This is a genomic window from Alteraquisediminimonas sediminicola (assembly GCF_019740335.1).
Classification (GTDB): domain Bacteria; phylum Pseudomonadota; class Alphaproteobacteria; order Sphingomonadales; family Sphingomonadaceae; genus Alteraquisediminimonas; species Alteraquisediminimonas sediminicola.
This window is the reverse complement of the sequence record NZ_JAHXZS010000002.1, coordinates 203,570-226,305: the sequence shown is the minus strand read 5'-3', so window position 1 is coordinate 226,305 and position 22,736 is coordinate 203,570. Positions and strand designations below refer to the sequence as shown.

At 60.5% G+C, this 22,736-nt stretch carries 17 protein-coding genes; 9 read left to right on the top strand and 8 right to left on the bottom strand.

Going from position 1 to position 22,736, the window contains the following annotated elements; genetic code table 11:
* The first annotated feature begins 52 nt into the window (after nucleotides 1-52).
* Together K6117_RS07075 and K6117_RS07070 are read left to right on the top strand one after the other, a co-directional pair.
* Nucleotides 53-235, top strand: coding sequence for a hypothetical protein (locus tag K6117_RS07075; RefSeq protein ID WP_221793767.1), 183 nt, complete (start codon nucleotides 53-55; stop codon nucleotides 233-235).
* Between the two features lie 102 nt (nucleotides 236-337).
* On the top strand, nucleotides 338-3,682 hold the full coding sequence (locus tag K6117_RS07070; RefSeq protein WP_221793337.1) for a hybrid sensor histidine kinase/response regulator: 3,345 nt from the start codon (nucleotides 338-340) through the stop codon (nucleotides 3,680-3,682).
* A 245-nt stretch (nucleotides 3,683-3,927) separates the two neighbouring features.
* Here the strand turns inward: K6117_RS07070 and K6117_RS07065 are convergent, their stop codons facing one another.
* On the bottom strand, nucleotides 3,928-4,545 hold the full coding sequence (locus K6117_RS07065) for a response regulator (protein WP_281422113.1): 618 nt from the start codon (nucleotides 4,543-4,545) through the stop codon (nucleotides 3,928-3,930).
* A 65-nt stretch (nucleotides 4,546-4,610) separates the two neighbouring features.
* The gene (acs, locus tag K6117_RS07060; protein WP_221793335.1) at nucleotides 4,611-6,557 is read right to left on the bottom strand and encodes an acetate--CoA ligase; all 1,947 of its coding nucleotides are present in this window, start codon (nucleotides 6,555-6,557) and stop codon (nucleotides 4,611-4,613) included.
* Nucleotides 6,558-6,760: 203 nt separating this feature from the next.
* Here acs and K6117_RS07055 point away from each other — a divergent pair, with 203 nt between their 5' ends.
* The 3 genes from K6117_RS07055 to K6117_RS07045 all read left to right on the top strand — a co-directional run bounded on the left by K6117_RS07055 (nucleotide 6,761) and on the right by K6117_RS07045 (nucleotide 11,985).
* Nucleotides 6,761-8,200, top strand: coding sequence for a DcaP family trimeric outer membrane transporter (locus tag K6117_RS07055; RefSeq protein ID WP_246604923.1), 1,440 nt, complete (start codon nucleotides 6,761-6,763; stop codon nucleotides 8,198-8,200).
* A 23-nt stretch (nucleotides 8,201-8,223) separates the two neighbouring features.
* Nucleotides 8,224-9,894 (top strand): MFS transporter, encoded by a 1,671-nt coding sequence (locus K6117_RS07050; protein ID WP_221793333.1) that lies wholly within the window; start codon nucleotides 8,224-8,226, stop codon nucleotides 9,892-9,894.
* 216 nt (nucleotides 9,895-10,110) lie between these two features.
* Nucleotides 10,111-11,985 carry an AMP-binding protein gene (locus K6117_RS07045; protein ID WP_221793722.1) on the top strand — a complete coding sequence of 625 codons (1,875 nt, stop codon included), beginning with the start codon at nucleotides 10,111-10,113 and terminating at the stop codon, nucleotides 11,983-11,985.
* A 58-nt stretch (nucleotides 11,986-12,043) separates the two neighbouring features.
* On the opposite strand, the gene K6117_RS07040 is transcribed toward K6117_RS07045, so the two are convergent.
* The 3 genes from K6117_RS07040 to K6117_RS07030 all read right to left on the bottom strand — a co-directional run bounded on the left by K6117_RS07040 (nucleotide 12,044) and on the right by K6117_RS07030 (nucleotide 15,017).
* On the bottom strand, nucleotides 12,044-13,525 hold the full coding sequence (locus tag K6117_RS07040; protein WP_221793331.1) for a helicase HerA domain-containing protein: 1,482 nt from the start codon (nucleotides 13,523-13,525) through the stop codon (nucleotides 12,044-12,046).
* A gap of 147 nt (nucleotides 13,526-13,672) precedes the next feature.
* Entirely contained in the window at nucleotides 13,673-14,728 is a 1,056-nt protein-coding gene (locus K6117_RS07035; protein WP_221793329.1) for a D-alanyl-D-alanine carboxypeptidase family protein, read from the bottom strand.
* A gap of 100 nt (nucleotides 14,729-14,828) precedes the next feature.
* Nucleotides 14,829-15,017, bottom strand: coding sequence for a hypothetical protein (locus K6117_RS07030; RefSeq protein ID WP_221793327.1), 189 nt, complete (start codon nucleotides 15,015-15,017; stop codon nucleotides 14,829-14,831).
* Between the two features lie 21 nt (nucleotides 15,018-15,038).
* Here K6117_RS07030 and K6117_RS07025 point away from each other — a divergent pair, with 21 nt between their 5' ends.
* Entirely contained in the window at nucleotides 15,039-16,910 is a 1,872-nt protein-coding gene (locus K6117_RS07025) for an ABC-F family ATP-binding cassette domain-containing protein (protein ID WP_221793325.1), read from the top strand.
* A 1-nt stretch (nucleotide 16,911) separates the two neighbouring features.
* On the opposite strand, the gene recQ is transcribed toward K6117_RS07025, so the two are convergent.
* The 3 genes from recQ to K6117_RS07010 are packed head-to-tail and all read right to left on the bottom strand — an operon-like array spanning nucleotide 16,912 to nucleotide 20,469.
* Complete coding sequence (gene recQ / locus K6117_RS07020) at nucleotides 16,912-18,681, bottom strand: DNA helicase RecQ (RefSeq protein WP_221793324.1); 1,770 nt, start codon at nucleotides 18,679-18,681, stop codon at nucleotides 16,912-16,914.
* A gap of 7 nt (nucleotides 18,682-18,688) precedes the next feature.
* Complete coding sequence (locus K6117_RS07015; RefSeq protein WP_221793321.1) at nucleotides 18,689-18,871, bottom strand: hypothetical protein; 183 nt, start codon at nucleotides 18,869-18,871, stop codon at nucleotides 18,689-18,691.
* Nucleotides 18,871-20,469, bottom strand: a complete 1,599-nt coding sequence (locus K6117_RS07010; protein WP_221793319.1) for a peptide chain release factor 3 — start codon at nucleotides 20,467-20,469, stop codon at nucleotides 18,871-18,873. The genes K6117_RS07015 and K6117_RS07010 overlap by 1 nt, the downstream gene beginning before the upstream one ends.
* A gap of 145 nt (nucleotides 20,470-20,614) precedes the next feature.
* Here K6117_RS07010 and K6117_RS07005 point away from each other — a divergent pair, with 145 nt between their 5' ends.
* From K6117_RS07005 to K6117_RS06995, 3 genes are all read left to right on the top strand, one after another.
* Nucleotides 20,615-21,529, top strand: a complete 915-nt coding sequence (locus K6117_RS07005) for a DMT family transporter (RefSeq protein ID WP_221793317.1) — start codon at nucleotides 20,615-20,617, stop codon at nucleotides 21,527-21,529.
* A 64-nt stretch (nucleotides 21,530-21,593) separates the two neighbouring features.
* The gene (locus tag K6117_RS07000; protein WP_221793315.1) at nucleotides 21,594-21,827 is read left to right on the top strand and encodes a hypothetical protein; all 234 of its coding nucleotides are present in this window, start codon (nucleotides 21,594-21,596) and stop codon (nucleotides 21,825-21,827) included.
* A gap of 147 nt (nucleotides 21,828-21,974) precedes the next feature.
* Nucleotides 21,975-22,697, top strand: a complete 723-nt coding sequence (locus K6117_RS06995) for a dienelactone hydrolase family protein (protein ID WP_221793313.1) — start codon at nucleotides 21,975-21,977, stop codon at nucleotides 22,695-22,697.
* Nucleotides 22,698-22,736 lie beyond the last annotated feature (39 nt).

Below are 22,736 nucleotides of genomic sequence, written 5' to 3'. Positions count from 1 at the left end.
TATCCCCACGCCCCCCTTGGCAATATCGCTGGCGACTGCCTATATATTTCGCATGAGCGAAGAAAAAGAGCCAACACAGGCAGATGCAGCCTCCTCAAACGAGGATAAGGCCAAAAATGAAACCCCGGAAACGGCGACCGGCAAAAACCGCGCTTTATGGACAGGCGCAGCCGTCGGGATCGGTTCCGCCGCCATCGTGGCCGCCTTGTTGTACGCGAACAAGCGCCGCAAATAAGTTGAATTACTCCAGCGCGATGATGCGCTCGGCCATTGCCCTGTGACCTGACTTCCGACACTATATGTCTTCGGTCATATAAGGGGGGAGGGCGACGGAGAGATGACGAACATCGCGTTGCCTTGGATCGCAGCGATTTATGCGCTGGCCCTGTTCACGGGTGCCGCTTGGGTCCAGCGTCGGCGCGAACAGCTTGATCGCTCCCCCTATCGTATCCACGCCTATATCCTCGCCATCGGGGTCTATTGCACAAGCTGGACCTATTTCGGCGCGGTTGGCAGCGCCGCTGTCGATGGCTGGAGCTATCTGCCGATCTATCTCGGCCCGATCCTGTTGTTCGCCTTTGCGCCGCGTTTTCTCGAACGATTGACCGCCACGGTGCAGGCCGAGGGCGCGACCTCGCTGTCAGACTTTATCGGGGCGCGTTTCGGCAGGAGCCGGGGCGTCGCGGCGCTGGTGACGTTGTTGGCGCTGTTCGGCACGATCCCCTATGTCGCGCTGCAATTGCGGTCGGTCGGGATCAGCTGGTCCTTGCTGTCGGGCGAACCGGGCATCGCGATGCCGATCCTGTGGGCAGCGGGTGCGCTGGTCCTGTTCGCGATCCGATTTGGCACCCAGCGTTACGATGTCGCGACCCGGAACGAGGCGGTGCTGTTCGCGGTGGCGGCGGAATCGGTGTTCAAGCTGTTTGCGCTTGGCTGTGTCGCGTTGTTCGCCTGCCTGCTGTTTATAAAAGCGCCGCCCGCGCTGCAGCAGATGGGATTGCAGCATCTGCGTGCCAATTTTGCGATAGATCAGCTCGATAGCGATTTCGCGGTGATCACCATGCTGGCGATGATGGCGATCATCTGCCTACCGCGTCAATTCGCTATCGCGGTGCGTGAGGCGCGGGAGCCGGGCGATATCGTCCGCGCGCGCTGGCCGTTCATCATCTATCTGTTGCTGACCATCGCGGCAGTGATCCCGATCACGCTGGCGGGCCTGTCGTTATTGCCGCCACAGGCATCACCCGATCTGTTTGTGCTGGCGCTGCCGATTGCGGCCGGTTCTGGCATGTTGTCGATGCTGGTGTTTCTCGGCGGTGTATCGGCGGCGGTGGCGATGGCGGTGACCGAGACGATTGCCCTGTCGACCATGGTGTCGAATGATTTCGCGGCGCCGTTACTGCTGCGCCATCGCAGCGCTGAAGATGCAAATTTTGGCCGGATTCTCTTGTGGACGCGACGGGCGGCCATTGTCATCGTGATGGCGGCGGCGGCGAGCTATGCGCTGTTAATGCCGAGCAATGCCCAGTTGGCCTCGGTCGGCCTCATCGCCTTTGCCGCTATGGCCCAATCGGCCCCGTGGCTGTTGCTGGCGGTCTATCGCGCCGATAATGATCCGCTGGCGGCCAAGACGGGCTTGGCAACGGGGCTGGTGCTGTGGATGTACACTTTGTTCCTGCCGGGCATTGGTGGGAGTTTGCGCCTGCCGGGTCATGGGTCGCTGCTTGATCCGTCGGCGCTGTTGGGGGTGACCGGGCTTAGCCCGATTGTGCATGGCACGATGTGGAGCCTGGGCGGCAATCTACTCGCCTTTGCATTGGTCTCGATGCGGCGGGTGCCGCGTCCCGGTTTCAAGCTGCTGCCGCTTGGCCAGCGGGGGATCGGCACGATCGGCAATCTTGGCGCACTGCTCGATATGGCGGAGCGTTTCGCCGGGGCGGAGGTGGTGCGCGAGGCCTTTGGCGCGGAGATTGATCGCGATGGGCTGGTGGACCGCGCCTCGGCGCGCAAGGCGGAGCGGTTGATCGCGGGCGTGGTCGGGGCATCATCAGCGCGGCTGATCATGGCATCGGCCCTGTCTGGCGCACGTTTGGGGATTGAGGACATTGCGCAGGTGCTGGATGCATCGGGGCAGAGCCTGCGATTTTCGCGCGGGCTGTTGGCGGCGACGCTGGAAAATATCGATCCGGGCGTATGCGTGATCGACCGCAATCAGCGGCTGATTGCGTGGAATAGCCGCTATCTCGATCTGTTCAACTATCCCCCCGGCATGGTGCGGGTTGGAGCGTCTATTGCCGAGTTGATCCGCTTCAATGCCGAGCGCGGCGATTGCGGGCCGGGCGAGGTCGAGGGCCATGTCGCGCGACGGATGGATCATATGCGCGAGGGACATCCGCATAGTTTCGAACGCCGTCGCCCCGATGGCCGGGTGTTGAAAACGGTGGGCGGACCGATGCCGGATGGCGGTTATGTCATGTGCTTTACCGATGCGACATTGGAGGCGGAAACGCGCGATGCACTGGAACGCGCCCGCGCCGATCTTGAAAACCGGGTGGCATCGCGCACAGCGGAATTGTCGGATGCGAATGAACGGCTGGCGAGCGCCATGGCCGACAAGACCCGATTTCTCGCCGCCGCCAGCCATGATCTGTTGCAGCCTTTGCATGCGGCACGGCTGTTTTCGGCAGCGCTGCAACGCGATGTCCCTGAACATGCGAAAGTGACGTTGAACCGGGTGGATCGATCGATTGAGGCGGCGAATGATTTGCTGCGCGCGTTGCTTGATATTTCCAAGCTGGATGCGGGCGGGATTGTGCCGCACCCGACCCGTTTTCCGCTGCGCCGGATGCTGGAAGAACTGATCGAGAGTTTCGAACCATTGGCGGCGGAGCGCGGCCTGTTCTTGCGGCTGGGGCCATGCGATGCGGTGGTGGAGGCGGATCGTATCCTGTTGCGGTCCATCATCCAGAATTTCATGTCGAATGCGGTGCGCTATACCGAAAAGGGCGGGATCTTGATCGGTGTGCGGCGCAGACGCGGGGACGCTGGCGAAAGCAAGGCGCGGATCGAGGTCTATGATACCGGCCCCGGCATCGCGCCCGACAAGCAGCGCGTGATTTTTCGCGAGTTCGAGCGGCTGGGCACGAATAATGAGGCGGGAATCGGCCTCGGCCTCGCGATTGTCGAACGCACGGCGCCATTGGTCCATGGCCGGATCAGCTTGCGCTCCCAACTGGGGCGGGGGAGTTGTTTCTCGGTGGAATTACCCGCCTTGGCCGCCTCTACGGTCGTGGAAGAGCCAGTGGTCGAGCGCGTGGCGGTGTCGGCGGCGATGCGCTTGTTGATTGTTGATGACGATGCGGCGATTTGCGCGGCGATGTCGTCGCTGCTCATCAGCCGGGGGCATGAGGTGATCGCTTGCCAAGACCCGCATGCCGCCTTGGAGCAGGGCGGGCGTTTCGATGTGGCGCTGGTCGATTTCAACCTGAATGCAGACATGGACGGGATCGAATTGGCCGAAAAATTGCGTGCTCAACGCCCCGACTTGCGGGTGGCGCTGATCACGGCGGATCAAAGCGTCGGTATGCGCCAACGCGCGGCGGTGATCCGTTTGCCGGTGCTGGAAAAGCCGCTCGCGCCGATGCGGCTGGATGAATATCTGGCGCAGGAAAGCGCGGATTAGGTCTGAGTCATAGCCGCATCATAGGGGCTGTTATTGTCGCGCCTTCTCTTGCCGCTTCAGTTGTGGCCTCTTGCGGTTTCGGCCCCCCTTGTCATTTGTCTCTCCACCCTCGTCATTCCCGCGCAGGCGGGAATCCAGACAAGACGGACCTATAAGGAGCACATGCCCTTCGATTCGGTGGTGCTTATGGATTCCCGCCTGCGCGGGAATGACGAGTGTGGGGGTACGGGGGGGCAACCTAAGCTTTAATGCTGCATTCCGATGCCGAGCGCACGGGCAGCAAGCGCGGCCTGTGTCCGGTTCTGGACGCCGAGCTTGCCCAAGACCGCCGTCATATGCGCCTTGACCGTGGCTTCGGTGACGTTGAGGTCGAAGGCGATCTGCTTGTTCAACCGGCCATCGAGCACGCCGAGTAGCACCCGCAATTGGGTCGGCGTCAGTGACGCGACCTTTTCCGCCATGTCATCGACCGGTTCGGCCTCGATTGTGATGGGTGCCGCAGGGCGTTCGCCCGCAAGGGCGGCACTGATCGCGGCTTCGATGGCCTCCAATGGCTGGTCTTTACCGATAAAGCCGACCGCGCCGAAACGCCGGGCCTCTTGCGCGGCGATTTCCGCATCGGCGCTGGAGACGACGAGAATCGGCACGGACGGGCGTTCGGCATGGATCAATGCGACTCCGGAAAATCCGGTCGCGCCCGGCATTTTGAGGTCCAGGAGGATCAGGATCAAATCACTGGTCGCGCCCGCCATTTTGGTCGCGACATCCAGCGTTGACGCCTCGATTACCCGGCAGTCGGGGCACACATGCGTGACTGCCATGGCCATCGCCTGTCGAAACAGGGGATGGTCATCGGCAATCAATATGGCCCCTCCCGGCCCGGTCACGTGTTTCGCTTGTTCATTTGATCCTTGTTTAGGACCAAAGATCAGGCAGATACAAGCCTTGAGTCAGCCACCAATTTATCGACCACCGAGGGGTCGGCGAGGGTGGACGTATCGCCCAGCGACGACACATCGCCTTCCGCGATCTTGCGCAGAATCCGGCGCATGATCTTGCCCGACCGGGTCTTGGGCAGGCCGGGGGCGAACTGGATCACATCGGGCGTCGCAATCGGGCCGATTTCATGGCGGACCCATTGGATCAGCTCCTTACGCAGCGCATCCGATTCGGGCACACCCGCATTGAGCGTGACATAAGCGTAGATGCCCTGACCCTTGATGTCGTGCGGCATGCCGACGACGGCGGCCTCGGCGACCTTGGGATGGGCGACAAGCGCGCTTTCGACCTCTGCCGTGCCCATGCGGTGGCCGGACACGTTGATGACATCATCGACCCGCCCGGTGATCCAATAATAGCCATCCGCATCGCGGCGGCAGCCATCGCCGGTGAAATATTTCCCCGGATAGGTGCTGAAATAGGTCTGAAAGAACCGCGCATGATCGCCGTACACGGTTCGCATCTGGCCGGGCCAGCTTTGGGTGATGCAGAGATTGCCTTCGGTCGCCCCTTCCAGCAATTGCCCCTCAGCATCGACCAGCACCGGCTCCACCCCGAAAAAGGGCTTGGTCGCAGAGCCGGGCTTGAGATCGGTTGCACCCGGCAAGGGGGCTATCATGATGCCGCCGGTTTCTGTCTGCCACCATGTATCGACCACCGGGCAGCGGCTGTCGCCGACAACGCGATGATACCATTCCCAGGCCTCCGGATTGATCGGTTCGCCGACACTGCCAAGAATACGCAGAGATTGGCGCGAGGTGGCGGTGACATAGCTATCGCCTTCACGCATCAACGAGCGCAGCGCGGTCGGTGCGGTATAGAAGATGTTGACCTTCCATTTGTCGATGACCTGCCAGAACCGGCTGAAATCCGGGTAATTGGGCACGCCTTCGAACATCAGGGTCGTCGCGCCATTCGCCAGCGGGCCGTAGAGCACATAGCTATGGCCGGTGACCCAGCCGATATCGGCGGTGCACCAATAGACATCGCCCGGCTTGTAATCGAACACCAATTGGTGCGTCATCGCCGCCCATAAGAGATAGCCGCCGGTCGTGTGCAGCACGCCCTTTGGTGTGCCGGTCGATCCGGACGTGTACAGGATGAACAGCGGGTCTTCCGCGCCCATCGCCACAGCCTCGCAATCGGCGGTGACAAGCGCGCGTTCCGATTCATACCAGCGGTCGCGGCCTTCCACCATGTTGACCGGTCCGCCGGTGCGGCAGACGACCAGCACGGTTTCCACCGAGGGGCAGCCGTGATTGAGCGCCTCATCGACATTGGTCTTGAGCACGACTTTCTTGCCGCCGCGCAGGCCCTCATCGGCAGTGATGATCAGCTTGGAATCGCAATCGCGGATGCGGCTGGCGAGGCTGTCAGGCGAAAATCCGCCGAAAACCACGGAATGGACCGCGCCGATCCGGGCGCAGGCGAGCATGGCAAAGGCGGCCTCCGGGATCATCGGCAGATAGAGCGTGATGCGGTCGCCCTTGACCACATTATTGGCCTTCAGCACATTGGCGAAGCGGCAGACTTCCTCATGCAATTCGGCATAAGTGATGATGCGCTGATCATGCGGGCTGTCGCCTTCCCAGATGATCGCGACCTGATCGCCACGTTCGACGAGATGTCGGTCGATGCAATTGGCCGCCACGTTCAACTGGCCATCCTCGAACCAGCGAATGCCGAAATCCGCCTCATCAAAGCTGCTGCGATTGGTGGTGGTGAAGGGCGTGATCCAGTCGAGACGCTGCGCCTCGCGCTGCCAGAATATATCAGGGTTCTGGGACACCTCCATCCGCATCGCATCATATTTGGCGGCGTTGACATGGGCGGTAGCGCTGATGGCTTCAGGCACCGGAAAGATATGTTCCGACATTTAGCTCTCCTCTTTGTTTTCCATATTAATACGCAGCGCCAGCGCCGACACCCTCGACCAAGGTCTAACATGCCTTCGACCAAGGTCGCGCTATGCCATGACCTCCTACAGCGCAGATAAGCGAGATTGGCGGCGCAGAGATTCCGAAGAGCGGAACCGGCGTCAATAGTCCAAGCGTCACCAGTCAGCGTCAGGAGAGGGATATGGATAGACAGAGTTTACGGACCAAATACGGTTCAAGGCACAAATATCTGGCGGGTATTGCCACAAGTGCGATGCTGATCGCCACTGCGCCTGCGTTCGCTGCGCCACAGACGGCGCGCGAGGCAGAGTTGGAGAGCCGGCTGGAAAAACTGGAAGCCGCCTATTCCAACATGAACAATGAAGTGTTGCAGTTGCGGGCAGAACAAGAAGCAACCGCCGCCAAGGCGACTGCCGCTGCCGACGCGTCAGTACAGGCTGGACAGAAGGTGGCGGCGCTGGAAGCCAAGCCGACTGCCCCGCTTGAAGGGTTCAACGTGGGCGGGACCACGATCAAGATCAATGGCTTTATCAAGGCGAATGCGAGCTTCAGCCGCTATAGCGATGGCGATGCGGCGACGGGTTCGTTGATCAAGGATTTCTACGTGCCGGGGCAGGTGCCGGTCGGCGGGGTCCGCGAAGGCAATGATTTTACCGGCATCGCCAAGCAGAGCCGCTTCTGGCTGACGACAGCGACACCGGTTGGCAAGAAAATGCTGAAGGGCCATCTCGAATTCGATTTCCAGACGGCATCCGGCACACAGGGCAGCCAGCGCACGACCAATGGCTATAATTTCGCCTTGCGTCGCGGCTTTTTCACTTATGATCGATTGCTGGTCGGGCAGGAATGGTCGAACTTCCAATATGTCGCGGCCTTGCCTGAATCGACGGATTTCGTCGGCCCGACCGAAGGCACGGTGTTCGTGCGTCAGGCGCAGGTGCGCTATGCCTTCCCGTTGAGCAAGCAGGCGACGCTGACAGTTTCACTCGAAAGTCCGGAAACCGCATCGGTGACGACCGGTTCGCCGACAATGATTGAAAATGACGATGATCGCATGCCGGATGTGACCGCGCGGTTGAACTATGCGGGGAGCTTTGGCGAATTGTCGCTGGCAGGGATCGTCCGGCAATTGTCGGTTGATAATACGGTTGGCAGCAAGGTGATCGGCGATAATGCCACCGGCTGGGGTATCAGCGCGGCGGGCAAGATTCCGTTCGGCGCGAATAAGCAGCATGATTTCCGGTTCATGGCGACCTATGGCGATGGCATTGGCCGTTATCTGGGCCTCAATTTTGCGCCGGATGCAGTGCTGGCGAGTGCGGCCACGGGCCGGTTGGAAACCGTGAAGAATTTCGCGGGTCTAGCGGCGGTGCGGCTTGGTTGGACCAAGGTTGTGCGCTCGACCTTCATGGCGGGCTATCAAAAGGCGGATTATCCGAACGGTATTTTGATCCCCGGCCTTGCCAATCTCAAGTCATGGAGCGTGGCCGGCAATTTGTTCTGGTCACCTGCCAAGGGTTTCGACGTAGGCGGCGAATATCGTCACGGCGAACGTGAAGTGGTGAATGGGTTGACGGGGCAGTTCGATCGCCTCGAATTCGTTGCGAAATACAGTTTCTAACATACACAAATAGGAGAGGTTCAATGGCTACAGTGCTGAATGACAGCCTGCCTAAGCACCACACGGCCAACCAGAATGAAAAGCTGGTTATCGCCGCGTCGTCGCTTGGCACAGTGTTCGAATGGTATGATTTCTATCTTTACGGGTTGCTGGCCACCTATATTTCGGCGCAGTTTTTCTCGGGCGTGAATGAGACGACCGGGTTTATTTTCGCCCTCGCGGCCTTTGCCGCAGGCTTTGCAGTGCGACCATTTGGTGCATTGGTATTCGGGCGCATCGGCGATCTGGTCGGGCGCAAGAACACCTTCCTCGTCACCATGGGGATCATGGGTCTGTCGACCTTCGCGGTCGGTCTGTTGCCGTCTTATGCGTCAATTGGCGTGGCGGCGCCGATCATCCTTATCGTGATGCGACTGGCCCAGGGTCTTGCCCTTGGCGGTGAATATGGCGGTGCGGCGACCTATGTCGCGGAACACGCCCCCAATGATAAGCGCGGGCTGTACACCAGCTGGATTCAGACGACGGCTACCTTGGGCCTGTTTGCGGCCCTGCTGATCGTGATCGGCACGCGACTGGTCATCGGCGAAGAAGCCTTTGCCGCATGGGGTTGGCGTTTGCCGTTCCTGATTTCGATCGTCCTTTTGGCCGTGTCGATGTGGATCCGCTTGCAGTTGAACGAAAGCCCGGTCTTCCAGAAGATGAAGGACGAAGGCAAAACCTCCAAGGCCCCGCTGACGGAAGCCTTTGGTCAATGGGGCAATCTGCGCTGGGTCATTATCGCCTTGATCGGCGCAGTCGCAGGGCAGGCTGTGGTCTGGTACACCGGCCAATTCTATGCGCTGTTCTTCCTTGAAAAGATGATGAAGGTCGATGGTGCGACGGCGAACATCCTGATCGCCATTGCGCTGGCGCTCGGCACCCCGTTCTTCGTGTTCTTCGGCTGGCTGTCGGACAAGATTGGCCGCAAGCCGATCATCCTTACCGGTTGCGCGATTGCGGCATTGTCCTATTTCCCGCTGTTCACTGCCTTGACCACTGCCGCCAATCCGGCGCTTGCCAAGGCGCAATTGTCCGCGCCAGTCTCGATTGTCGCGCATCAGGATGAATGTTCGTTCCAGTTCGATCCAGTGGGCAAGAACAAGTTCGACACCAATAGCTGCGATATCGCCAAATCCTATATGGCCAAGACCGGTATCACTTATGGCAATATCGAAGCTGTGCCGGGTAGCGTGGCGCAGGTTCGTGTCGGCGAGAAAGTGCTGAGCGCACCGGATGTGGCGACATTGACGGGCGATGCGAAAAAGGCAGCGATCACCGGTTTTCAGGATGAGTTGAAGGCGGCGTTGGGCGAGGCAGGCTATCCTGCCAAGGCCGATCCCGACCAGATCAACAAGCCGATGGTCGTGGCAATCCTGTTCGCCTTGGTCTTGCTGGTGACGGCAGTGTACGGCCCGATTGCGGCCCTGCTGGTTGAATTGTTCCCCAGCCGGATCCGTTACACCTCGATGTCCTTGCCTTATCACATTGGTAATGGCTGGTTCGGTGGGTTCCTGCCGACCACCGCCTTTGCGATGGTCGCGGCGACCGGGAATATTTATTACGGCCTGTGGTATCCGGTCGTGATCGCAGGGGCGACGGTGATCCTCGGATTGCTGTTCCTGCCGGAAACATTCCGTCGCGATATCGACCAATAAAATTTGCGGCCCATTGGGTGGTAAAAAATGGGGGCGGTGGCAGCAATGCCGCCGCTTTCATTTTGTTGTCCTTTATTGCCCGTTTTGGCCATGTTGCAGTTGTTCAACCGACAGCGGCACTCTACCTTGGTCTAATGGCGAATGACGCGCTTCTTCGCCAAGGATGAGATGAACGCTGCGGAGTCCAGCAGCGCCCTTGCCAGTCAGGAGACCATGATGTCTGATCGTTACATCGAAGCCCATCGTCGCAGCATGACGGACGGCGACGGTTTCTGGCTGGAGGCCGCAAGCAAGCTGGAATGGGACGTGCCGCCGACACAGGGCTGGGTCGATGGCTTGGGCTGGTTCGCGGATGGCATGATCAACACCTGCCATAATGCGGTGGATCGCCATGTCGCCAATGGGCGCGGCGATGATGTCGCGGTGATTTACGACAGCCCGGTCACCGATCAACAGCGCCGTTTCACCTTTGCCCAATTGCGAGATGAGGTGGCGTTGGTCGCGGGCATGATGGCGGGGCTTGGCATCGCCAAGGGCGACCGGGTCGTGATTTATATGCCGATGGTCCCGGAAACATTGTTCGCGATGCTGGCATGCGCGCGGATTGGCGCGATCCATTCGGTGGTATTCGGCGGCTTTGCCGCGCCTGAACTCGCCAAGCGCATCGACGATGCCGCGCCGCGATTACTGCTGACCACCTCTTGCGGGATCGAGGGGCAGCGCGTGATTCCCTATAAGCCTTTGGTCGATCAGGCGCTGGAACTGGCAACGCATCGCATCGATCATGTCGTGCTGTTGCAGCGGCCACAGCTTGAGGCCGAGATGCAGGCCGGACGCGATCTCGATTGGGCAGAATTGCGGGCCAAGGCCCAGCCGGTCGGTTGTGTGCCGGTCAAGGCGACGGACCCGCTCTATATCCTTTACACCTCCGGCACGACCGGCACGCCAAAGGGCGTGGTGCGCGAAAATGGCGGCCATGCCGTCGCGTTGTCATGGAGCATGCAGCATATCTATGGGATGCAGCCGGGCGAGACATTCTGGGCGGCATCGGATGTGGGCTGGGTCGTTGGCCATAGCTATATCGTTTACGGGCCGTTGATTGCGGGCTGCACGACGTTGTTGTTTGAGGGGAAACCGGTTGGCACGCCCGATGCCGGGACGTTTTGGCGGACGATTGCCCGCCACAATGTCGATGTGTTTTTCACCGCGCCGACCGCCATTCGCGCGATCCGCAAGGAAGATCCGGACGGGCAATTCATCAAAGACATCGGGATCGGCAAGCTGCGCGCATTGTTCCTTGCGGGGGAACGCGCCGACCCGGATACGATCCATTGGGCAGAAGATATGTTGAATGTGCCAGTGATCGATCATTGGTGGCAGACAGAACTCGGCTGGCCTGCGCTCGCGACTTGCCTGGGGCTGGACGATAATAGGCGGCAGGCGGGGAGTGCGGGTTTCCCGGTTCCCGGCTATGCATTTTCGGTGCTGGATGAAGAGGGGAAAGACGTCACCCCGGGCCATAGCGGCCATGTCGCGATCAAATTGCCGCTTGCGCCCGGCGCTTATGCGACCTTGTGGAACAACCCGCAGGGCTATGCGAAATCCTTTCAGACCTTTCCGGGATATTATGAAACGGGCGATGCCGGGTTCATCGATGTGAACGGCTTTGTCCATATCATGGGGCGCACCGATGACATCATCAATGTCGCGGGCCATCGCCTGTCCACCGGGCAGATGGAGCAGATCGTCGCAAGCCATCCGGCGATTGCCGAATGCGCGGTGATCGGCGTGGATGATGATCTGAAGGGCATGGTGCCAATGGCCTTTGCGGTCGCCAAGGCGGGTTATGTGGCGGATGACAAGCTGGCACAGGCATTGATCGGGATCGTGCGGGCAGAGCTTGGCCCGGTCGCGGCGTTGAAACAGGCCTATATCGTCGATGCGCTGCCCAAGACCCGGTCGGGCAAGATCCTGCGCGCCACCTTGCGCCGGATCGCCAATGGCGAACAGGTCGAAACCCCGCCGACAATCGAAAATCCGGCGGTGTTGATCGGCATTCGGGAATTGTTTGCGCCGGAACATGCGGGCTGAAGCTGGGGCTGGTGCTTTCGGCCAAGCCTGAATGCGCGCAAGCGATCGGTTGCGTTATTTATCGCGGCGCGGCGCTGTCGGTGGACCAGCCGAGTGCCGGGATGCTGATCGATCGTTTGCCCGACATATCTTCGCGGCAGACGATCAGTTCGCGTTCCTCGATATAGGTCAGTAGGCGGCGCACGCGGCCAAGCGAACTTGTGCCATAAGTCCGGGCGATGCGTTCGTCATTCGGGCAGGGCGCATTGTCCCGCGCCGCCCGCGCGATCAACAAAAACGTGCCGAGCATATCATCCGGCAGGCCGGTGGCGACGGCCAGCGCACGTTGCCAATCCTCTTCATCCACCTCGTAAATCCCGGCGCGGGCACAGGCGAGGCGGCTGTTGAAGCCATTGGCATCCAGCGGCGGACGGGTAATCCCGGCCATCCGGCAGCGCACCTGAAAATCCTGAAACAACAAAGCCGCAGGGCGGAAGACATTTTCCTGTTCTTCTTCCGCCATCATCGCGCGCAGGGCATCGGCGATGACGGTTTCGACCTGTTCCGGGCTTTTGGCCTCGACCTGCGGCACCTTGATCGCATGGGCGATGACAGGCCCGCTGATCGCGGCGACCAGATCATCGGCAGCGGGCGGTGGCGGTGGCGTCGGTGCGGCAAACAGGAAGGTCGGCGCATCGACCGGTGCGGCCTCTGGCGCGAACAGCAGGGCTTCCATCTCCTCGCCACGCGCCTTGGGAAGGGGGACTAGCTTCGGGCTGATGCTGCGGGCCGAGGTCGCGACCGCGCCGATCTGCACTTCTACTGGGCGGCGCGAGATGGCGGGGCCAAGGGCAAGAAAGCGCCCGCGCTGCAATTCGCGGATCTGTTCGGCCTGACGCCGCTCCATCCCCAAGAGATCGGCGGCGCGCGCCATGTCGATGTCGAGGAACGTGCGCCCCATCAGAAAGTTCGAGGCCTCCGCCGCGACATTCTTCGCGAGCTTGGCAAGCCGTTGTGTCGCGATCACGCCCGCCAGACCACGTTTACGGCCACGGCACATCAGGTTGGTCATCGCGGTCAAGGACGCACGGCGCACTTCTTCCGACACATCGCCACCAGCAGCAGGGGCGAAAAGCTGCGCCTCATCGACCACGACCAGCGCCGGATACCAATGTTCGCGCGGGGCATCGAACAAGGCACCAAGGAAGTTGGCGGCACAGCGCATCTGGCCTTCGGCATCCAGCCCTTCGAGATTGAGTACGACCGATGCGCGATGTTCGCGGATGCGGGTGGCGAAATTGGTGATTTCCTTTACCGCATATTCGCCGCCATCGATCACGACATGGCCATAAGGTTCGGCCAAGGTGACGAAATCGCCTTCCGGATCGATGATGATCTGTTGGACATGCGGGGCCGAGCGTTCGAGCAGACGACGCAGCAGATGGGATTTGCCGGACCCAGAATTCCCCTGCACCAGCAGGCGGGTCGCCAGCAGTTCCTCGAGATCGATCGGCAGGGCGCTGCCCTTGCTGTCGATTCCCATGTCGATCTCTATCGTCATGCAGGCCAATTGCCGGTCAATGGTCTCAGGCGCAAGGGGGGCTAGCGATTTCGAGTGAAATGGCACATTTCACGGCTCGGAAATCGCGGTAAAAAGACTTTTAGGTTATTGGTTCTAAAATCTCAGGATCAGGGCCTTTGGACGAGATTATTTCAGCGTATTGCCGCCCGAGGACGAACCGGCGCGTTGGCCGCTGCCCGTTTTGAACTTGATGGTTGGTTTGAGCACCGCAGGCTTCAGCATCGTCTCCGGATCGACCTGTTTGGCCGAGACTTGGCGCAGGGCCGAGATAGCGTTGATCTTGTCGCCGATGATGTCGGTGGAGTCGACGCGGGCAGAGACGGTGTCGCCCTTGCGGCCTGCTTGGCGTTCTTCCAGCATGGCATAGCCTGCGCGCAGCAGCGCCTCGACATTGTTGTTGCGCGCAATCGAGGTCGGTGCGCCCAGCACGACCGCGATCAGTCGCTTGCCATTGTGGCTGGCGGCAGCGGCCAGCGTAAAGCCAGACAGCGCGGTATAGCCGGTCTTGATTCCATCGACGCCCAGCGCATTGCCAAGGAGCTTGTTATGGTTCGGCATGACCCGGCCACCCCAGGTGAACTGGCGCTGGCGAAAATAGGTGTAAAAATTCGGGAATTGCGACAGCATCGCGCGGCTGAGCGTCGCAATGTCGCGCGCGGATGAGCGGTGCGCAGAATTTGGCAGGCCCGAAGCATTGGCGAAATGGGATGATTTCATGCCGAGTTCGGCTGCGCGCTTGTTCATGCGTTCGGCGAATTTCGCCTCGGTCCCGCTGATATGTTCGGCCACGGCATAGGCCACGTCATTGGCCGATTTGGTGACGAGCGCCTGAATGGCTTCATCCACCGACAGGGTTTGATTGGGGCCGACACCAAGGCGCGAAGGGGCTTGCGACCGCGCGGTGTAGGAAAAGGAGATACGATCCGACATTTTCACGCGACCGGCACGGATTTCCTCAAACAGGATGAACAAGGTCATGACCTTGGTGATCGAGGCCGGATGACGGGCAGCATCGGCCTGATGGGCGTACAGCACTTCGCCCGACTGCGGGTCGATAAGAATTGCTGCATATTTCGGAATAGAGGTAAGACTGGCGCTATCGGCGGCCTGCGCAACTGTCACCTGTGCTGACATGCAACTCATTGCGAACGCAAATAAAATGCCGGTCATCTTGCGATTCATCTAAAAACCCCGAAATTTAGCCCTTTGCTTAGAGTAACAGAGTTAATTTCTCGTGTGAATCCCCGTTCGGCGCGGAAATCAGGCGGTCCGTCTAAGCGATTCAAATGGGCAGCAATTTTTTATAAATAATATACAAAAACCATATTTCAACCGGATCGCAACGCTGAATTTTCGTCAATTTTTGGTTTAACAGGCAGTTAACCATCATATTGGCCATCCTTTGGGCCATTTCTTTGATTGTGCCGATTTTCACAACGCAGGTGCAGCAATCTATCGCATCTGCCGTCATTTTGCTGTATGCGCCCGCCTTATGCTCAATCTCAACGGAATCACCGTGCGCCTTGGCGGCCGCACTATCCTCGACCGCGCGACCGCTGCGTTGCCCCCGAAAAGCCGGATCGGCTTGATCGGCCGCAATGGCGCGGGCAAATCGACGCTGATGAAGGTCATGATCGGCAGCTTCGATCCGGACGAGGGCAGCCTTGAAATGCCGCGCAATACGCGTATCGGCTATATCGCGCAGGAAGCGCCGAGCGGTACCGCGACCCCGATCGACACCGTGTTGGCGGCGGACAAGGAACGCGATGAGCTGATGCTCGAAAGCGAGACCTGCGAAGATCCGGACCGTCTGGGCGAATTGCATGATCGGCTGATGGCGATTGATGCCTATACGGCGCCCGCGCGCGCATCGCGGATTCTCGTCGGCCTTGGCTTTGATGAAGAGATGCAGGCGCGGCCATTGGATAGCTATTCCGGCGGCTGGAAGATGCGGGTGGCGCTCGCGGCCTTGCTGTTTTCCGAACCGGATTTGCTGTTGCTCGATGAACCGTCGAACCACCTCGATTTAGAGGCGACCCTTTGGCTGGAAAACTTCCTGAAATCCTATCCGGGGATGATGGTGGTGATCAGCCATGAACGCGATTTGTTGAACAACGTCGTCGATAACATCCTCCATCTGGAGAATGGCAAGACCACATTGTACACCGGCGGCTATGATGCGTTCGAGCGCCAGCGGGCTGAACGCGCGGCGCAATTGGCGGCGGCCAAGGCATCGCAGGACGCGCAGCGCGCCAAATTGCAGGACTTTATCGCCCGTAACAGCGCCCGCGCATCGACCGCGAAACAGGCCCAGTCGCGCGTCAAAGCATTGGCCCGGATGCAGCCGATTGCGGCGATGGCCGAAGATCCGACGCTCAGCTTCGATTTTCCCAGCCCGGATGAATTGAAGCCGCCGTTGATCACGCTCGATCTGGCGAGCGTAGGCTATGCCGACAAGCCGATTTTGCAGCGCTTGAACCTGCGGGTCGATCCGGATGACCGGATCGCGTTGTTGGGTCGCAATGGTAACGGCAAGACCACGCTTGCGCGGTTGCTGGCGGCGCAACTGACCCCGATGGATGGCGAGATGCAGTCATCGGGCAAGATGAAGGTCGGCTATTTCACCCAATATCAGGTCGAGGAACTGGACGGCACGGATACGCCGTTGCAGCATATGACCCGCGAAATGAAGGGCGCAAGCCCCGGCGCAGTGCGTGCACAGCTTGGTCGTTTCGGCTTTTCCGGCGACCGGGCGACCCAGCAGGTCAGCAAGCTGTCGGGCGGCGAACGCGCGCGTCTGGCGCTCGCGTTGATCACCCGCGATGCGCCGCATCTGCTCATCCTCGATGAACCGACGAACCACTTGGACGTCGATGCCCGCGAAGCACTGGTGCAGGCGTTGAATGCCTATGAAGGCGCGGTCGTGCTTGTCAGCCATGATCGCCACATGCTGGAATTGACCGCCGACCGTCTGGTGTTGGTGGACGATGGCACGGCCCGCGAATTCGCGGGCAGCGTGGAGGACTATACCGACTTCATTTTGGGCAAGAATCAGCCCAAGGGCGGTGCCAATGGCAAGGTCGGCGGTAAGAAAGATAAGAAGGCCGCGGCCCAAGAGCGCGAGCAATTGCAGCAACTTCGTAAGGCGGTGTCGACGGCAGAGGCCGAGCTTGCCCGCGTAACGGCGGAACGCAGCGCGGTTGACCGCGCGATGTTCGACCCTTCAGGTGCCGAGCCAAAATATGCGAAGCTCGCGATGGGCGCGTTGATGAAGCTGCGGGCGGAATTGGACGATGCGGTCAATGAGGCGGAAGCCAAATGGCTGGCGGCATCCGAGGCGCTGGAACCGGTGGAAGCGGTTTAAACTACCGCTCGAACCGTAAGATCACGCTCAAAAACGCCTGCCCATAAGCGTCGAGCTTGCGGCTGCCCATGCCGGAAATGTTGGACATGGCCTGCAAGTTGATGGGCCGGATCACCGCCATTTCGCGCAAACTGCTGTCATGGAAGATAACATAGGGCGGGACGCCCGCTTCCTTGGCCATTTCGCGGCGGCAGGCGCGCAGCGCGTCGAACAGGGGATCGTCGACCGGGTTTTCGGCATTGCCGCGTTTTGCACGGCGTTCGCGCTTGGGCGGGAGTGCGAGCGCAACCACATCTTCGCCGCGCAGGATCGCGCGGGCATTCGGCCCCAATTCCAGCCCGCCATGTTCATTCGCGCTGAGTGCATCGCGCAGCAGCAACGCGCGGGATACCGGCTTTAACAGCGCCGTTTCCTCGCCATCGACAATGCCGAACACCGACAACAGATCATGGCCGCGTTGTTTGACCTTGTCGTTCATCGCGCCAGTCAGCACCGCCTCGATATGGCCGCTGCCGAAGCTCTGGCCGGTGCGATAGACGGCGGAGAGGAATTTGCGGGCCGTTTCGGTGGCATCGATGGTTGCGGGCGGGTTGAGGCAATTATCGCAATTGCCGCAGGTCGCGGGCGGGTTTTCGCCAAAATGCCGCAACAATATCGCGCGGCGACAGGTGCCGGTTTCGACCAATGCGCCCAGCGCCGAAATGCGCGCGCGTTCGCCTTGTTGGCGCTTGTCCTCCAGTTCGGCGATCCGCATCCGGGCGCGGGCGAAATCCTCTGCGCCCCAAAACAGATGCGCTTCCGCCGGTTCGCCATCGCGGCCCGCGCGGCCACTTTCCTGATAATAGCCCTCGATTGATTTTGGCAGGCCCGCATGGGCGACGAAGCGCACGTCCGGCTTGTCGATCCCCATGCCAAAGGCGATGGTTGCGACCATCACCATGTCTTCGCTCGCGATAAAGGCGGATTGATTGGCGGCGCGGACCTCTGCGGGCAGGCCCGCATGATAGGCGCGGACTTCGCGCTTGCCATTACGGCCCAAGATCTCGGCCCATTTCTCGGTCGCGGCGCGGGTCTGGGCATAGATGATGCCGGGGCCGGGATTGGCCGCCACCAGATCGGCAATCTGGCGCGACAGGCCATCGCGATGATGGACGGCATAACGGATATTGGGCCGGTCGAAGCCGGAAATGATCATGCCCTCGCGCGGGATGCCCAATTGGACGAGAATATCCTCGCGTGTATGGGCATCGGCGGTGGCGGTCAGTGCGAGGCGGGCAATATCCGGAAATTCATCCAGCAAAGGCCGCAGCATGCGATAATCGGGGCGGAAATCATGGCCCCATTCCGACACGCAATGCGCCTCGTCAATCGCGAACATGGCGATGTTTGCCTGACGCAGCAATTGGCGGAAGCCCTCAGTGCTGGCCCGTTCCGGCGCGACATAGAGCAAGTCCAGTTCGCCCCGTTTCAACCGATCCTGCGTTTCGCGCCAATCGCTATCGACCGAGGTCAGGCTGGCCGCGCGAATGCCGACCGACTGGGCGGCGCGCAACTGGTCGTGCATCAATGCGATCAGCGGCGAGATAACGACGCACACGCCATCAAATGCGACCGCAGGCAATTGGTAACAGAGGGATTTGCCCGCGCCCGTCGGCATGATCGCAAGGGTATGCAGGCCCGCCATGACGCGCCCGATCACATCGGCCTGCACCCCACGAAAGGCGGGAAAGCCGAACACCTCATGCAACAGGGCAGACGGATCGCGGGTCATCACCGGATCAATGCAGCTTGGCGATCTTCAGTCCGTCCAGCTTGGCGCGATCCTTGACCGATTCTTCACTTCGGGTCAGCGCCTTGGCGATCTGTTTCAAGGGCATGCCCTTTTTGGCAAGGGTGTGCAGCTTTTGAATTTCGGCGCTGTTCCACGGTTGGCGGTGGCGCTCGAACTTGTCACCCGCCATTATCGGCGCTCCTTGGTTGCGGTAAAGCGGATCGTTGGGTGGCGGCCCATGACGTAATTCAGGTCCCAGCTGTCCTTGGCCATGAATACCGGCGCGCCATCGCGGTCGGTGGCGATGGCGGTGCGGTGGAGGCTTTGAAATTCCTTCATCGCCGCCGCATCGTCCGAAGCGATCCAGCGCGCCGTATCCCAAGGCGACATTTCCAGCGCGGCATCGACCTTATATTCAGCCTCCAGCCGCGAAATCAGCACTTCCAACTGCAATTGCCCGACCACGCCGACGATCATCTGCGCGCCAATCGAGGGGTGGAAGACCTGGGTCACGCCCTCTTCGGCCATGTCGTCCAGCGCCTTGCGGAGTTGTTTGGTCTTGGTCGGGTCTTTCAACACGACGCGGCGCAGGATTTCCGGCGCAAAGTTCGGCAGGCCGGTGATCGTCACATTCGGCCCATCGGTTAGCGTATCGCCGACGCGCAACGTGCCATGATTGGGAATGCCGATGATGTCGCCCGGCCATGCATCGTCCACGACTTCGCGGTCTTGGGCGAAGAACAGGATCGGACTGTGGATCGCAATCGCCTTGCCGGTGCCGACCTGATTGAGCTTCATCCCGCGTTTGAACCGCCCGGAACACAGGCGCATGAACGCGATGCGGTCGCGGTGCATCGGGTTCATATTGGCTTGCACCTTGAAGATGAAGCCGGTGACATTGGGGCTGTCGGGCGATACCGGGGCCGGGTCCGCCGGTTGCGGGCGGGGCGAGGGGGCGAAGCGCGCAAGAGCGCTGATCAATTCCGCCACGCCAAATTCTTTGAGCGCCGACCCGAAATACACGGGCGTCAAATCGCCGCGTCGATAGGCCTCGACATCGAACGGTTCATAGCCCGCCTGCGCCAGTTCCGCCTCTTCGCGCAAATGGGCGGCTGCATCGGCGGATACAAGCTGATCGAGCTTGGGATCATCCAGCCCGGACAAGGGCGTAATATCACCTTCAAAGGCGCGGCTGTCGCCGGTCGGGCGCATCAGGCGGTTTTGTTCGAGGTCGTAAATGCCCTCAAACTGCCCGCCCATGCCGACGGGCCAACTCATCGGGCAGACATGGAGCTGCAACTGATCCGCGACCTCGTCCAGCAGCGAAAATGGTTCGCGTCCTTCGCGGTCGACCTTGTTGACGAAAGTGATGATCGGGACCGATCGCAGGCGGCAGACCTCGAACAATTTGCGGGTCTGGGCCTCGATCCCGCGTGCCGCGTCGATCACCATCACCGCCGAATCGACGGCGGTCAGCGTGCGATAGGTATCTTCCGAAAAGTCTTCATGCCCCGGCGTATCGAGCAGGTTGAACGTCAGCCCGTCGCGGATGAACGTCATCACCGAGGAGGTGACGGAAATCCCGCGCTGTTGCTCGATTTTCATCCAGTCGGACCGCGCCCGGCGGTTCGCGCCGCGTGCCTTGACCTCGCCCGCCGCATGGATCGCGCCGCCGAACAACAAAAGCTTTTCCGTGAGCGTGGTCTTCCCCGCATCCGGGTGGGAAATGATCGCGAAGGTCCGGCGGTCATGGCCGTTGGCGTTCTGGGTGATGATGTCGATATTCATGGCCAGCCCGATAGCGGGTTTGGGCCGGGAAAGCGAGTTTCAATCAGGGGGCGATATGCCGCGCTCGATAAATAAAGGGGCGGTCTTGGCTTGTTGTGGCATCACGGTTTAGAGGTGAGGCTCGACAGGTTGGAGATCGAACGCCATGACGCCCCCTCGTGCCGCGATGAAGGCCTATGCGATGCTGGCGATTGTCATGCTGTTATGGGCGGGCAATTCGGTCATCGGACGTGCGATCAGGAACGATATTCCGCCCTTTACCTTTGGCTTTGCCCGGTGGGCTTTGGCGTGCCTGATCGTCCTGCCGCTGGTGGCAAAGCGGTTGCGCGCCGATAGGGCGATGTTGTTGCAGCATTGGCCTATCGTGTTGGGATTGGGGGTGATCGGGGTCGGCGGGTTCAATGCGTTTCTCTATTCCGGCCTGCATTATACCACGGCCACCAACAGCCTGTTGTTGCAAGCGGCCATCCCGGCGGGTGTATTGATCATGGATCGCCTCTTTTATGGCGTAAAGCCATTGCGCCAGCAGATTTTGGGCGTTTCCTTGTCCACCTTGGGCGTGTTGGAGATTATTTTCCGGGGCGATCTGGCGGCGATTACGGGGCTGCATTTTGGGCGTGGTGATGCGCTGGTCATGTGCGGGGTAGTGGCATGGTCGATCTACACCGCCTTGTTGCGCCGCCGTCCGCCGGTTGATGCCGCCAGCCTGCTGGCCGCGACCTTTGTGATTGGGGCAATGACGATGGCACCGCTGGCCGCGACCGAATGGACGCAGGCGATGCAGATTGTCTGGCGTCCCGGCGTGATCGCGGCGGTGGCCTATGTCGCGGTGCTGCCCTCGATTGTGGCCTATTTCCTCTATAATCGGGCAGTGGCCGATATCGGGCCGGGCAAGGCGGGGCAGGCGATCAGCCTGATGCCTTTATTCGGGGCATTATTGGCGATGGCGACGCTGCGTGAGCCGCTGCATGGCTATCATCTCATTGGTATGGGGCTGATTCTTGGCGGGATTGCGGTGACGGCGTTGGCGGGGCGGGTGAAGCGTCACCCCTCTACGTGATTGCGCGAGGTTCAGCACGGCATTTTGTCGGGCATAAATGATTGCAGCAGGAGATGACAACATCATGACCAGTTTCGATTTTCCCCAAGGCTATGGCCAGCGCCCGGACCCGTTTCCAGATAGCCCGCCGCATGAACCGGAAACCCCGTTTCGCCATCCGGACGAACGACCCGACGCCTCGCCGATCGAACAGCCGCCGGTAGACCCGGATCGTTATCCCGACCTATCGCCCAGCGAACAGCCTTATGTGCCGGATTCCATCCCCGATACCGGGCCGGTTGAATTGCCGCCCGGTTGATTGGCGTTGTAGCGCGCGCCGGCTTATCTCCTTTCCCATCTGTGTTACCTCCAAGGCCAAGGCGCGGGATCTTGGCGTTATCAAGGGGGTTGAATTGATCGCGGCGCGCATTGCATATCGCAGGCAGGGAAAAGGGGAGCATGCCAGATGCATATAGAAATGCTGCGCTATGATGCCGATGGGTTGGCGATGGAGAGCCATTTTTATGTCGATGATCGCCACGGCGCGGGTCGCCGTCCGGCGGTGCTGGTTTTTCCGGAAGCCTTCGGCCTTGGCGTGCATGCCAAATCGCGGGCGGAAAGGTTGGCGGGCTTGGGTTATGCGGTGCTGGCCTGCGATATTCATGGCCATGGCAAGCTTTATACCGAATTGGCAGAGGTCATGCCGATCATCACCGCGTTGCGCGACAATCCGTTGAAGATCAGGGCGCGGGCGCAGGCCGCGCTCCAGACGCTCCTCAATCGGCCAGAGGTGGACCCGACCCGCATCGCCGCTATTGGCTATTGCTTTGGCGGGACGATGTCGCTGGAACTGGCGCGTGGTGGCGCGGATATTCGTGCGGCGGTCGGCTTTCATTCCGGCCTTACGACGAAACGCCCCGATGATGCCCAGCAGATCAAGGCGAAGATTCTGGCCTGTATCGGCGCGGACGACCCCGGCATTACGCCCGCCGACCGTGCTGCGTTCGAACAGGAAATGCGGGCAGGCGGCGTGGATTGGCAGCTCCACCTTTATGGCGGGGTGGTGCATAGCTTCACCAATCCGGACGCGGCCAAAATGAGGATGCCCGATTTCGCCCGTTATGATGCGGTGGCGGATGCCCGGTCATGGGAGGCGATGACTGGCCTGTTTGCCGAGGTGCTCGCTTAAGTGCGGATAAGAGGGGGCTGAAATATGTCCCCCTTCCGC

What these genes read in the sequence shown, in the direction of transcription:
- K6117_RS07010 (WP_221793319.1), bottom strand. Translation starts at nt 20,469, where the DNA reads ATGAATATCGACATCATCACCCAGAACGCCAACGGCCATGACCGCCGG.
- K6117_RS07075 (WP_221793767.1), top strand. Translation starts at nt 53, where the DNA reads ATGAGCGAAGAAAAAGAGCCAACACAGGCAGATGCAGCCTCCTCAAAC.
- K6117_RS07000 (WP_221793315.1), top strand. Translation starts at nt 21,594, where the DNA reads ATGACCAGTTTCGATTTTCCCCAAGGCTATGGCCAGCGCCCGGACCCG.
- K6117_RS07050 (WP_221793333.1), top strand. Translation starts at nt 8,224, where the DNA reads ATGGCTACAGTGCTGAATGACAGCCTGCCTAAGCACCACACGGCCAAC.
- K6117_RS07030 (WP_221793327.1), bottom strand. Translation starts at nt 15,017, where the DNA reads ATGACGGCAGATGCGATAGATTGCTGCACCTGCGTTGTGAAAATCGGC.
- K6117_RS06995 (WP_221793313.1), top strand. Translation starts at nt 21,975, where the DNA reads ATGCATATAGAAATGCTGCGCTATGATGCCGATGGGTTGGCGATGGAG.
- K6117_RS07055 (WP_246604923.1), top strand. Translation starts at nt 6,761, where the DNA reads ATGGATAGACAGAGTTTACGGACCAAATACGGTTCAAGGCACAAATAT.
- K6117_RS07005 (WP_221793317.1), top strand. Translation starts at nt 20,615, where the DNA reads ATGACGCCCCCTCGTGCCGCGATGAAGGCCTATGCGATGCTGGCGATT.
- recQ (WP_221793324.1), bottom strand. Translation starts at nt 18,681, where the DNA reads ATGACCCGCGATCCGTCTGCCCTGTTGCATGAGGTGTTCGGCTTTCCC.
- K6117_RS07025 (WP_221793325.1), top strand. Translation starts at nt 15,039, where the DNA reads ATGCTCAATCTCAACGGAATCACCGTGCGCCTTGGCGGCCGCACTATC.
- K6117_RS07045 (WP_221793722.1), top strand. Translation starts at nt 10,111, where the DNA reads ATGTCTGATCGTTACATCGAAGCCCATCGTCGCAGCATGACGGACGGC.
- K6117_RS07070 (WP_221793337.1), top strand. Translation starts at nt 338, where the DNA reads ATGACGAACATCGCGTTGCCTTGGATCGCAGCGATTTATGCGCTGGCC.
- K6117_RS07015 (WP_221793321.1), bottom strand. Translation starts at nt 18,871, where the DNA reads ATGGCGGGTGACAAGTTCGAGCGCCACCGCCAACCGTGGAACAGCGCC.
- K6117_RS07040 (WP_221793331.1), bottom strand. Translation starts at nt 13,525, where the DNA reads ATGACGATAGAGATCGACATGGGAATCGACAGCAAGGGCAGCGCCCTG.
- K6117_RS07035 (WP_221793329.1), bottom strand. Translation starts at nt 14,728, where the DNA reads ATGAATCGCAAGATGACCGGCATTTTATTTGCGTTCGCAATGAGTTGC.
- acs (WP_221793335.1), bottom strand. Translation starts at nt 6,557, where the DNA reads ATGTCGGAACATATCTTTCCGGTGCCTGAAGCCATCAGCGCTACCGCC.